At 58.0% G+C, this 11,613-nt stretch carries 11 protein-coding genes; all 11 read left to right on the top strand.

Annotation, left to right across the window (positions count from 1 at the left end):
- Positions 1-326: 326 nt before the first annotated feature.
- The 11 genes from CIT37_RS37845 to CIT37_RS37795 all read left to right on the top strand — a co-directional run bounded on the left by CIT37_RS37845 (position 327) and on the right by CIT37_RS37795 (position 11,318).
- Complete coding sequence (locus CIT37_RS37845; protein WP_161966280.1) at positions 327-1,208, top strand: DUF7946 domain-containing protein; 882 nt, start codon at positions 327-329, stop codon at positions 1,206-1,208.
- Positions 1,209-1,390: 182 nt separating this feature from the next.
- On the top strand, positions 1,391-4,159 hold the full coding sequence (locus tag CIT37_RS37840) for a class I SAM-dependent DNA methyltransferase (protein ID WP_152036300.1): 2,769 nt from the start codon (positions 1,391-1,393) through the stop codon (positions 4,157-4,159).
- Positions 4,152-6,131, top strand: coding sequence for a DEAD/DEAH box helicase (locus CIT37_RS37835; protein WP_095426824.1), 1,980 nt, complete (start codon positions 4,152-4,154; stop codon positions 6,129-6,131). Before CIT37_RS37840 ends, CIT37_RS37835 begins: the two co-directional genes overlap by 8 nt.
- Positions 6,132-6,137: 6 nt before the next feature.
- Positions 6,138-7,313: a GIY-YIG nuclease family protein gene (locus tag CIT37_RS37830; protein ID WP_095426825.1), complete on the top strand. Its 1,176-nt coding sequence runs from the start codon at positions 6,138-6,140 to the stop codon at positions 7,311-7,313.
- Between the two features lie 31 nt (positions 7,314-7,344).
- Positions 7,345-8,151 carry a hypothetical protein gene (locus CIT37_RS37825; protein ID WP_095426826.1) on the top strand — a complete coding sequence of 269 codons (807 nt, stop codon included), beginning with the start codon at positions 7,345-7,347 and terminating at the stop codon, positions 8,149-8,151.
- Positions 8,152-8,459: 308 nt separating this feature from the next.
- Positions 8,460-8,639, top strand: coding sequence for a ribbon-helix-helix protein, CopG family (locus tag CIT37_RS40260; RefSeq protein ID WP_095426827.1), 180 nt, complete (start codon positions 8,460-8,462; stop codon positions 8,637-8,639).
- A gap of 100 nt (positions 8,640-8,739) precedes the next feature.
- Positions 8,740-9,555: a hypothetical protein gene (locus CIT37_RS37815; RefSeq protein WP_152036299.1), complete on the top strand. Its 816-nt coding sequence runs from the start codon at positions 8,740-8,742 to the stop codon at positions 9,553-9,555.
- 109 nt (positions 9,556-9,664) lie between these two features.
- Positions 9,665-10,129, top strand: a complete 465-nt coding sequence (locus CIT37_RS37810) for a hypothetical protein (RefSeq protein WP_095426829.1) — start codon at positions 9,665-9,667, stop codon at positions 10,127-10,129.
- A gap of 364 nt (positions 10,130-10,493) precedes the next feature.
- Positions 10,494-10,691, top strand: coding sequence for a hypothetical protein (locus CIT37_RS37805; protein WP_095426830.1), 198 nt, complete (start codon positions 10,494-10,496; stop codon positions 10,689-10,691).
- Position 10,692: 1 nt separating this feature from the next.
- Positions 10,693-11,052 carry a hypothetical protein gene (locus CIT37_RS37800; RefSeq protein ID WP_095426831.1) on the top strand — a complete coding sequence of 120 codons (360 nt, stop codon included), beginning with the start codon at positions 10,693-10,695 and terminating at the stop codon, positions 11,050-11,052.
- A complete protein-coding gene (locus CIT37_RS37795) occupies positions 11,049-11,318 on the top strand; it encodes a hypothetical protein (RefSeq protein WP_152036298.1) in 270 nt (89 codons plus the stop codon). Before CIT37_RS37800 ends, CIT37_RS37795 begins: the two co-directional genes overlap by 4 nt.
- The last annotated feature ends 295 nt before the right edge of the window (positions 11,319-11,613 follow it).

Here is an 11,613-nt window from a genome sequence, read left to right as displayed (position 1 = left end):
AGAGCATCAAGCTGTCTGAGCGCTCCCTAAATCAGGCGCGAAGGGCGACGACGTTGCTATCCAGGGGAATGCAGGACGGTTTTTCGAGGCGCGCGGCCCAACACGGGCGACACTTGGTGTCGGTGCAGCAATGCACCGCGGCTTTGTACCAACCGACGCAGATTTGAAGGTCGCGCTAGACGTTGTCCAGGGTGTCATGGCTCCCATCTTTGGACATGCGAACGAAGCGCGCGCTGGTCGGGTGCGTGCCGCCCGGGAAGAAATAATTCAATGGCGAGGCAGCTTGAGGTTAGGATGGATAGGGTGCTTGATCAACGGGGGGTAGAATGCCAGAACCACTTTTTGAGCCGATACCTATTGCGTACAGAGGACTGCTTGCCGATCAGCATTTCGTGGACGCTCAGCAATTCGGTCGATCACTCATCGGCGCAACTAAGCTCGCCAATAGCATCTGTCACGAACTCTTTTGGGAGAACATCACACACGATCCGCGCTCCTACCACATAAGATTCTGTGTGGGACCGAGCCGCGAGAACGGTTTGCTACAAGAAATCTTTGCGATCTCCAATTCTGGTCAGCTTCCGCTTTACAGTCCGATCCTCATTACAGTCGCGAAGAAGTTCATCGAACTTTCGATCAAGGCGGTAATCGACAAGGTCCTTTCAAAGAAGGACAGCAACAACGCCGTCGATCGTATCCACGAACTTGCCATGACCCACCACGAGTTCGCGAAGCAGGTTCACGAAGGTCATATGCGGGATAAGGCTTGGCTACAGCGTATGATCACAACGATGGCACGCGAGAACCGAGCCTCGATCAGGCAGCTTCCCGACCCTGTCGGAAGGACCGTCAATCACATGCAGATCGGTGGGGCCAGCGTCGCTAATGTAATAGACGAGCCGGCAGCGGAAGTGCTCAGATCGCCGGACATGCTCAGTCTCGGTGAAAAAGAGGAGTATGTTGTTCGCATTCACGGCGTCTTCAAAACGAATGGGGCCTGCCGTGTCGAAATCCTGAACGCGCCAAAGAAGAAGATCGTCTCCGGAAAGATCGCAGACGATGAGCTTTTGAAGCCGGGAAACATATACACCAGGGCACTCAATGAGGGGCTTACCCTTAGGGTCGTTGCGCAGCCCACGATCAAGGATCGGAAAATCAACCGGCTGTTCATCACACAAGGCGAAATCGTCGATAGGCAGCTAGTGTAAAGACCCGTGCGATGGGCGGCCTGCTTGCAAAGAGGTACAGGCCCCCGTTGGACCTTGCGTTATACTTAGCGTATATTCTTTCGGAAGATTCCCTGGACGCCGCGCGTTTCGAGATGCGTCACCCAAAGGCGCTAAATGCCGAGCAACGCTGCGTGCGCCCCTACCTATGAATGCTGTGCCGGATGAACATCGCCGAAATCGTAATGCAGCTTGCCGACCTCGTGAGGGAGCCATTTGACCAAGGCGAGTTCGCGTTCCGAATGCTGGAAGTCTACAACGCTCCCAAGGCGACACTCACGAAGTTGCGCTCAGGCACCCAAAATAAGGGCGAGAAGCCGAGCGATGTGCTCTGGTCGCGAAAGCTTTATTACCGCGCCGCGCCAGTCGGAAAAGTTGCAGAGACACTGGACCAGCTCAGGGAAAGCAAGGCCGCAAAAACGCAGAAGCCGCGCTTCCTTCTTGCGACCGATGGGCACGAGGTTGCCGCCTACGACACCAAGACCGACGACACCTGCCACTGTGACTTCGACAAGCTCAACGATTGCTTCGACTTCTTCCTGCCGCTCGCCGGCATCGAGAAATATGAAGCGGTCGCGGAGAACCCGGCCGACATCAAGGCTGCCGGCCGCCTCGCTAAGCTCCATGACGAAATCGAACTTCATAACCCCGATTGGCTCGTTCCCGAGAAGCGGCACGTTCTCAATCTCTTTCTGACGCGCATCCTCTTCTGTATGTTCGCCGAGGACACCGGCGGTTTTGACCAAGACCTCTTCGTCAAAACCATCAGCGATCATGGAGGGAGTGACGGCGAGCATCTTCAAGACCTTTTGAAGCGGTTGTTCGACGTGATGAACGTTCCCGACGACCGTCGTGGTGAGGTGCCCGCACATATTCGAGCTTTCCCTTACGTGAACGGCGGTCTCTTCGCGGACAGCACGGAGGTGCCCGCCTTCAATCGGCGCGCCAAACGCATGCTGGTCGAGGCCGCTCAACTCGACTGGCGCGAGATCAATCCCGACATCTTCGGATCGATGATCCAGGCTGTCGTCGATACCGACATGCGCGGCGACCTCGGCATGCATTACACGTCCGTGCCGAACATCATGAAGGTATTGCAGCCCCTCTTCCTGATGTCACTCGAAGAAGAGTTTGAGCGCGCGCGAGGTCACCGCGAAGAACGCTCACTGCTACGAAAGCTCCTGACGCGCATTTCGAAAATCCGCGTGTTCGATCCCGCCTGCGGCTCCGGCAATTTTCTGATCATTGCGTACCGCGAATTGCGCTCGCTGGAGATGCGTGTCTTTCAGCGCCTCGACGAGATTGGCGGAGGACAGACGACGTGGCGCGAGCAAAGCGGAGTCAAGCTTTCCAACTTCTATGGAATCGAATTAGCAGACTTCGCAGTGGAGACGACCAAGCTTTCGCTCTGGATCGCCGAATACCAGATGAACCAACGGTTCAAGAGTCTGTTCGGCGAAGCGCCGAAGAGCTTCCCCCTCAGGGAGGGCGGCCACATCGTCTGCGGCAACGCCTTAAGGCTTGATTGGCTTCAGGTATGCCCTCGGCCGATGAAGACGGTTCAAAAGGAAAAGATTTTTGATTTGGCGCGCGTGGAGAAGGTCCACGCGACCGAGCAAGTACCGGACGAGGAAGCCGAAATCTTTGTGGTCGGGAACCCGCAATTTGAAGGAGCGCGCGAACAAACCAAAGCTCAAAAGGACGATATGCGGCACTGCATGCCAGACTATGAGGGCGTCAACAGTCTCGATTACGTTTGCTGTTGGTTTGAAAAAGCCGCCCAGTTCATGCAGTCAACGAACTCAGCGGCCGGCTTTGTGGCCACCAGTTCAATCTGCCAAGGTCAGTCAGTCTCCCTTTTTTGGAAGCAGCTCAGGTCAAGGGGCGTCGAGATTGCTTTCGCGCACCATCCCTTTAAGTGGCGAAACAACGCCAAGAATAACGCTGCTGTTAGCTGCATCATCGTGGGCCTTACACTTAAGTCAAAAGCGCCAAAATTCTTATACGACGATGTCAACCGAAAACGAGTCAACAACATATCGGCCTATCTCACTGAGAATGAAGATGTCTATGTTGAGAAGCTGATGAATCCGTCCGACGGGCGTCCTGAGCTGGTTCTCGGAAACCAGGCGATTGATGGAGGTCATCTGATTTTGTCGAGCGACGAGCGCGACAAACTCCTTATTGCCAACCCGGAGATTGAGGCATTCCTTCGTCCACTACTCGGCAACAACGATTTTTTTCAAGGGGGAAGACGTTATTGCATATGGGTTCACGACCGGGATTATCCCAAGGCCAACTCTATTCCGGAGCTTGCGGAACGGTTTCGAAGAGTGGCTGAATATCGCCGCACGGGCGGTGAAGTCGCCCGATCGCTAGTTCATATCCCTTATCGATTCCGCTATGTCCACGAGGCTAAAGACAGCATCTTGCTCATACCCCGCTACACGACGGAACGCCGTTTCTATCTCCCCGTAGGGATGCTCGACGCTTCTGTGATCGTGACGGATACGGTTCAGGTTACCTACGACCCGGAAACATTCTGGTTCAGCATTCTTTCCTCAAGGCTCCATGTCATCTGGATGACCGCCGTCGCTGGTCGACTTAAGACCGACCCGCGCTATTCAAATACGCTTGTTTATAACACCTTTCCGGTGCCGCCTCTCGATGCGTCCCAAAAGGCTACGCTCGAAGGTCATGCTTGGAGCATCATCTCGGCGCGCGAGAGCTACCCCGGCAAGATACTTGATTGGCTTTACGACCCAGACACCATGCCCCAATCTCTTCTCGATGCTCATACTGAGCTCGATGATACGCTGGAAAAGATTTACATCGGACGTGCCTTCAAGAACGACACCGAGCGACTCGAACATCTTTTTAAGATGTACGCGGAGATGACTTCCGTCGAGCAGAAGGAGGTCCTGAGTGCCTGATTTTGTGCATGTCACCTACGGGCAGACCGGCGCGAGCCAGAAGCAGGACGCGATGGGCATGCGCGCGATGCAGGCGCGCGCCTACACCGAACGCGGCTCCCAGTATCTCCTGGTCAAGGCGCCGCCTGCCTCCGGCAAGTCCCGCGCTTTGATGTTCATCGGGCTCGACAAGCTGCAACATCAGGGCATCCGCAAAGTCATCGTCGCCGTTCCCGAAAGGTCGATCGGCGCGTCATTCCGCCCGACCAAACTCACCGACCACGGCTTCTTTCGCGATTGGCTCGTCGATGAGGAATGGAACCTGTGCACGGCGGGCGGCGATGCGGGCAAGGTTGGAAGGTTTCAGGTGTTCATGGAGAGCGACGCCGAGGTGCTGATTTGCACCCATGCCACCTTGCGCTTCGCTTATGACAAAATCGGCGCGGACCCGTTTGCCAATTGTCTGCTCGCCGTTGACGAATTCCACCACGCCTCGGCCGATGCGGATAGCCGTCTCGGCGAGGTCGTTCGCGGCCTGCTGGCCGATGGCCGCGCCCATATCGTGGCCATGACCGGCAGCTATTTCCGGGGCGACAGCATTCCCGTACTTCGCCCGGAAGACGAAGAGCGCTTTACTCGTGTCAGCTACACTTACTATGAGCAGCTCAACGGTTACACTTATCTGAAGAGCCTCGGCATCGGGTACCATTTCTACCGACGCCGCTATCTCGATGCGATCAACGAGGTCCTCGATCCCGACAAGAAGACCATCATTCATATTCCAAGCGTGAACGCCGCCGAGAGCACCAAGGAGAAGTACGAGGAAGTCGACCGTATCCTCGATCACCTCGGCGACGTGATACAGACCGACGCGGCTACCGGGCTTCATCATGTCCGGCACAAGAGCGGCAAGGTTCTCAAGGTGGCCGATCTCGTCGAGGACGACGAGAAGACCCGTAACCAAGTGATGGAAACGCTGCGCAACATCAAAGATCGCGACGACGTCGACATCATCATTGCCCTTGGCATGGCCAAGGAGGGCTTCGACTGGATTTACTGCGAGCACGCCCTTACCGTCGGCTATCGCGGCTCCCTTACGGAGATCATCCAGATCATCGGACGCGCCACGCGCGACTGCCCCGGCAAGTCGCACGCCCAGTTTACCAACCTGATCGCCGAGCCCGACGCATCCGCCGACAACGTCGCCGACGCCGTTAACAACATGCTCAAGGCCATCGCCGCCTCGCTCCTAATGGAGCAGGTGCTCGCCCCAAACTTCAAATTCAAGACGCGCGCCACCGATGACAACATCGACGGCGGAACCAAGATCGTCGATATCGACTATACGAACAGTGAAACCACCGTCGCCATCAAGGGCTTTGCCGAGCCCAGCACCCCGCGCGTGCGGCAAATTCTCCAAAGCGACCTCGTCGATCTCACCGCCTCGGTCATGCAGGACGAGCGCGTGCTGCGCGCGGCGATGAACCCCGACGAGATTCCGCCGGAAGTCGTGACGCAGGTCTATGTCCCGAAGGTCATCGAGACCAAATACCCGGACCTCACGCCCCAGGAAGTCGAGGAGGTCCGCCAGCATGTCGTCGCCAACGCAGCCTTCAAGGCGAGCAGCAACGGCGGCCTGCCGGAGCTGAACGACAATCTCATTAAGATGGCGGACAAGTTCATCAACGTGAAAGACCTCAACATCGATTTGATCGACAGCATCAATCCCTTCCAGCTCGCCTACGAGATCATGTCGAAGTCCGTCGATGCCGATGTGCTGAAGCGCATCCATGGCGCCATCACCGCGCGGCGTATCCAGATGACCGAGGAGGAAGCGGTAGCGCTTTGGCCGCGCATCAAGAGTTTCAACGAGACGCATGGGCGCGAGCCGAGCCTCACGGCGCAAAGCCCGATGGAACGCCGCCTCGCCGAGGCGCTCGAATGGATCAGGGCCAAGAAGCGCGAGCAGATGCGCGCCCAGCAGTCAGGGTAAGCGGCCATGCCCAAGCCGACGTTGGATGATCTCTTGAGCGGTAGCGATCCGTTGCTGGATGTGAAGCCGGCAGCCATCAAGGCGGCTTCCAGCGAGCAGCAGCGGATTCTCGACACCTTCGTCGAAGTCAACAAGTTCATTGACCATCACAAGCACAAGCCGGGCGATACCGAGAAGCCCTCCGTCTCCGAGCGGGCCTTGCGCATGAAGCTGAACGGCCTATTAAACGATCCAGCCGTCCACGACATGTTGTTGCCGCATGACCGGCACGCGCTGCTTCCGGTCGCCCCGGTGAAGCCGCCGCAGACGCTCGATGAGATATTTGACGACGACCTGCTGAAGACGCCGCAAGACGACATCTTCGATCTCGTCCATGTTAAGCCAGCCGTTGCCAAGCCGGACGAGATCGCCGAGCGTCAACTGTGCGCCGAGTTCGATAAATTCAAGCCGTTGTTTGAGCAATGCGTCCGCGAAATGACGGATGGCAAGCGTAAGGCCATCCCGTTCGCTAACGAGCAGGAAATCCGCGCGGGGGAGTTCTTCATCCTGAACGGCGTGCTCGTTTACGTCGCGGAGGTGGGCGAGACACACATCCGCAACGGCAAGAAGAATGCGCGACTGCGACTCATTTTCGATAACGGAACCGAAGGCAACAACCTTTTACGTTCGCTTGCGACCGAGCTGTACAAAGACCCCAACGGCCGCCGGATCACCACCACCGACATGGGGCCGCTCTTTACGGACACGCCTGCTGCGGGCGACGCGCAGACGGGAATGATTTACGTAGTGAAGAGTCTTTCAGACGACCCGGAAATCCGCAAATTGGACGGCGCGCTCCACAAGATCGGCTTCACTTCTGGCAAGATGGAAATCCGCATTCAGAATGCCAAGGACGATCCAACGTTCCTGATGGCCCCCGTACATCCAGTGACGACCTACACCCTCTACAACATCGACCGGGTTAAGCTCGAACATTTGCTGCACGATTTCTTTGCATCGGCGCGGCTCGACATCGAGATCACGGACCGCTTTGGCCAGAAGGTACGGCCCCGTGAATGGTTCTTGGTGCCATCCTTCATTATTGGCGAGGCGGTTGCGCGATTGAAGGATGGGTCGATCGTCAATTATTTCTACGATCGTGATGCGGGTGCGCTCGTGCCAATCGCTATCAAAGGCGACTAACGATAGCAGACAGTGTCTGCGTGAATGGCCTATGTCGTTCGCGACTGCAAAGAGGATTGAAGTGTCGGAACTACAACGCTTCGCGAGCCTGATTACGGAAGTTCCTGAGAGCGAGATTGCCGCCGACGTCACGCTTGGTGGTCGACTCCTTCTCGCGCAACAGCAGCCGCTGGCGATAAGCTATGCGCCCTTCGAACATATTCAGCATGGCGCCCGGATTGCCATCGTCGGGATTACTCCGGGAGCCCAACAGGCCCGGAATGCGTTGGGCGAATTACGACGCCAACTCATTGCGGGTGCTGATCACGGTACCGCCCTTGGAGCAGCAAAGACGTTCGCGAGCTTTTCGGGGCCCATGAGAGCGAACCTAGTGGCGATGCTGGACTATATCGGGCTTGCGGGTTGGATGGGCTTGGGCAGCACGGCGGAGCTTTGGACGTCGTGGAGCGATCTTGTTCACTTCACCAGTGCTATCCGATACCCGGTCTTCATCAATGGAGAGAACTACGGCGGCTCGCCGTCGATGATCACCACGCCGCTGTTGCGGCAGGCGTTGCTTCAGTATCTGGCAGAGGAAGTGTCCGCATTGCCGAATGCGGTGTGGGTTCCTTTGGGGCCAAAGGTGAGCGAAGGACTTGCATTGCTCGTTAAGCGCGGGCTTCTGTCGGCAGATCGGCTGCTGGTCGGTTTGCCCCATCCGAGCGGAGCCAACGCTGAGCGGATATCCTACTTCCTTGGTAGGAAGGACAGAGCGTCGTTATCGGCGAAGACGTCTCCAGACACGATCGATGCGCACCGGGCCGCACTCTTCGATCTAATTGGTAATCTGCCAAGATGATCCTGCGGGCCTATGGTCAAGGAGCTACATCGCTCTTGGTGCTATCGAGCTTGGATCAGTGGAGCCGGGGCGCACACCGGCTGCTCTGACGATCCAAACGCGCGTCACTGACTCAGCATCGTTACACCGGGCCGCTCGGCAGAGTGGTTTCTGGTTCAAAATTTGACGCCCGCGCGGGTTCGTGATAGGCCTTGATCCATCATCGCTGTAATTTTTGATCGGAAGCCCCGCCGTAGGTGGGGCTTTTTGTCGTCGACCTGTCCGACGCCTCGGCAATCCCGCCGGGGCGTTTTTGTTTTGGAGGAACTATGACTAACCGCCTTTTCTACGATCCCGATACCGCACGGCCACATGTTGGCTTCAGGTTATCAGCGCACCAACTGGCTGCGCTGGATGAAGCACGCCTGAACCTGCGTCAGGGCAGATCTGAGTTCGTTCGGCAGGCTATCGAGGAACGTCTGCAACGGCTCCAGGCCGCCGCGAAGTAACCAGCGCCAGAAGCGAGAAAGCCCCAGCGCGCCAACGCCAGGGCTTTCGTAATCAATCATCCTTTGGATGCTCAACCCTCGAAGATCGAACTGAAACAGTATGCCTGAAAAATCCGAAAAAAACAACAGCAAGCGCACATCTACGAAAGACAAAATGTTCACGAATCCGGATGGATCACCTTCCATCACGGCCGGCAGCAAATGCGCCTTCATGAACATGATCTTCGCGATGGATGGCGAGGGATGGACTCCTGCGACGAAGACACTCGCCGTAACGTATTTCGACCTCTCCGAGAAGGAAGGGCACGCCTTCGCTGGCAGGAAATATCTGAGCTTCAGGACGAAGGTTTCTCTCGACACGATCAGCACCGCTAACGGCGTCATCAAAAAATCCGGACTGTTTTCGATCAAGCAGCGCGCCAACAAGTCGGTCCTGGCCAAACCGAATATGGCCGCGATCGAGGCGGAGTATGAGAAGTACGTAGCTGACCATGCCGAATATAAGCGGCGCGAAGCCGAGTCATGGAGCGATGAAGACGATCGCGATGAGGAATCTGATGCCGGTGATGACCGGAACGACGTGCCGGAACCACCGGAATCTGGTGCCGGTACCACCGGAACGACGTGCCGGTCGGAAGACGGAAAATCCGACTTTGGTGGACGGGATTTCCGACTTCGGTCGACGGAATTTCCGTCCCATAATCGCTCGAAGGAAGCGCTCCACCGAACCCCTCCATATGAACCCAAAGAAGAAATTCCTGGTCGCTCCGCTCCGGGCGTGTCTGCGCACTCCTCTGAGAAGGAACACGCCTGCGGCGCTGACCGACATGGCAATGATCCTACGAGCGACAACCGGCACTTCCAAGCCGCCAGCGGTGACGACGATCTCAACCGAGGCGTTGAGGTTGACGTCTAGCCCATGACCGCCAGCCGGTGCTCTGCCTCCACCAGAGGCGCCACCGGCTGATCATCACCCACATCACGATCATCTCTCCCATGCCGGGCCGCCAAAGCGAAAGACATTCATGACCACCACGAACATCAGCCGGCCGACACGACCGGCCGGAACCACCATCCGCCGCCGCTCCGACATCGACGACAAGGCGGCCGACCGGGACAAGCTGGCCGCGTTCGCCGCGACCATCGGCGCAGCAAAGACCAGCCTCAGGCGGGACGCCTGTGGTGACTGGCGCATCACAGGCTTGATCGGCCACCTCTCGACGGACGGCCGCGAGGTCTATGCGCATCTCGCATGCTCCAGTGCCAGAGCATGGACCAGCGCCAAGCAGAAGCTCAGCTTCCTCACCATCCAACAAGACGGCGACGACGAAGGCACCCTGAGACCCGATCGACCGCTCACCGTGGATCAGGCAGAGACCCTGAGGACGACCCTCCGGGTACGAAAGGCACGGGCAATGGACGGAGCGGCGCTTGAAGCGCTGTGCGCCGCTCGCCAGTGGCGTGAAAACTCCCGTTGCTATCAGGCCTGATAATCGACCTTCTGTACGTTATTCAGAGCGGGAGGCTCCAATCCCAGGCAAGCGCCTCCGGCCTCTGTACGGGCCTCCTGCACGTCATCGGGGATGATCGATCAAGGGCGATGGAAAGGTCTGCCGACTCGCGGGTCGCCTTTTCTTTAAAAGATGAATTTCATTTCCGGGTCCGATTTGCATTCCGAGCCAAGTCGCATTGACTTTTTCCCCATATCGTGAGACTATGTTGGCTACATTGGCACCGGATTGAACGATAGGGCTCCCGCGAGGGAGCCCATCGCTTTTCTACACCACTGACACCCAACCCGCTCGGCAACTTGCCCGGCGGGTTTTTGCTTTTCTACACCCCTGGAAGAACACCATGAAGAAAACCGACCCCTTCGCCCCGGATGAGCTTGTCTGCTCACCGATGGTACACGTAGCGCTGAAGCTGCCCAAAATCCTGCTCGACAGGATCGACGCTGCCGCCGCTCAAGATGATCCTTCGTGCGCGAACCGTAGCTCGAAGATGCGCCGATATCTGATCGCCGGCCTTCGCCGCGAACATGAGGCAGCCTAAGATGACCACGGACGCAATTGAGGACGCCGTCGTCTCTGCCGCACGCGCCAAGGGCTACGCGCTCAACTCCACGACCATGGCGACAGTCGCAATCGACCTCGCCGGCAGCAAGTTGGACGGTGACCTGATCACGATCCCCGGCAAGGGCTCGCTGTCCGTCCAGGACTATCTTCGCGACCTGCATGACCGGGCTCCGAGCGGGTTCGGCCGACTGCAACAGCCCGACAAGCCGGACGCAGAGCGGACAATCACCGAGATGCGTCGGAAACGTCCACTCGACGCCGCGTGGCATGCACGCCATGCCAGAGCCACCGGCATCACCAAGACGATGATGGACGACATCATGAGGAACCGCGCATGACCTATCGAAGATTACGAAGTGCAGTTGCCACAAGGGAGGCCATCGAAGCGATTCCGCCTGATGCACGGGAGCAACGGGCTCAGCATCTCGTGGCCCGCGAACGGGGCCAGCGACTTGCCGCCGCTCAGGCCGCCGTGGCAGCCGCGCTTGAGGCGCATGAACGCGCACTGGCCAGTGTTCCAGCGGCCGAGGCTGATCTCAAGGCCGCCCGTGCAAAGCTCGACGAAGTCGAAAGAGAGGTAGCAGCGGCAGCGCCGGCTGCCTAAATGTTTGGACCGCGGTTTTCAGCTTCTCCAGAGTCGCCGCGGTCCATCGGAGGCGCAACAGATGATATTGAGACGACTCGCAGGACTGCACGCACTCGCGTTGGCTCTCACTGTTGCGCCTCCCGCACTTGCCGGCCCGTACTGCGTACCCGTCGACGGTCGCGACCAAATCGCCAAAGCCGGCAGCGTGTGCCCGGTCGGGTATTTGGCGTCGGGACCGTGCTGCATCGCGCTCCATGTGGACACGCCACGCGCCTTTGCCCGTCTGCCCGCCCGATCGTGCCCAAGCGGGACG

It is taken from the genome of Bradyrhizobium ottawaense (assembly GCF_002278135.3).
Lineage (GTDB): Bacteria > Pseudomonadota > Alphaproteobacteria > Rhizobiales > Xanthobacteraceae > Bradyrhizobium > Bradyrhizobium ottawaense.
This window is presented reverse-complemented; position numbering and strand designations above follow the sequence as displayed.

What these genes read in the sequence shown, in the direction of transcription:
- CIT37_RS37845 (WP_161966280.1), top strand. Translation starts at nt 327, where the DNA reads ATGCCAGAACCACTTTTTGAGCCGATACCTATTGCGTACAGAGGACTG.
- CIT37_RS37840 (WP_152036300.1), top strand. Translation starts at nt 1,391, where the DNA reads ATGAACATCGCCGAAATCGTAATGCAGCTTGCCGACCTCGTGAGGGAG.
- CIT37_RS37830 (WP_095426825.1), top strand. Translation starts at nt 6,138, where the DNA reads ATGCCCAAGCCGACGTTGGATGATCTCTTGAGCGGTAGCGATCCGTTG.
- CIT37_RS37825 (WP_095426826.1), top strand. Translation starts at nt 7,345, where the DNA reads ATGTCGTTCGCGACTGCAAAGAGGATTGAAGTGTCGGAACTACAACGC.
- CIT37_RS40260 (WP_095426827.1), top strand. Translation starts at nt 8,460, where the DNA reads ATGACTAACCGCCTTTTCTACGATCCCGATACCGCACGGCCACATGTT.
- CIT37_RS37815 (WP_152036299.1), top strand. Translation starts at nt 8,740, where the DNA reads ATGCCTGAAAAATCCGAAAAAAACAACAGCAAGCGCACATCTACGAAA.
- CIT37_RS37810 (WP_095426829.1), top strand. Translation starts at nt 9,665, where the DNA reads ATGACCACCACGAACATCAGCCGGCCGACACGACCGGCCGGAACCACC.
- CIT37_RS37805 (WP_095426830.1), top strand. Translation starts at nt 10,494, where the DNA reads ATGAAGAAAACCGACCCCTTCGCCCCGGATGAGCTTGTCTGCTCACCG.
- CIT37_RS37800 (WP_095426831.1), top strand. Translation starts at nt 10,693, where the DNA reads ATGACCACGGACGCAATTGAGGACGCCGTCGTCTCTGCCGCACGCGCC.
- CIT37_RS37795 (WP_152036298.1), top strand. Translation starts at nt 11,049, where the DNA reads ATGACCTATCGAAGATTACGAAGTGCAGTTGCCACAAGGGAGGCCATC.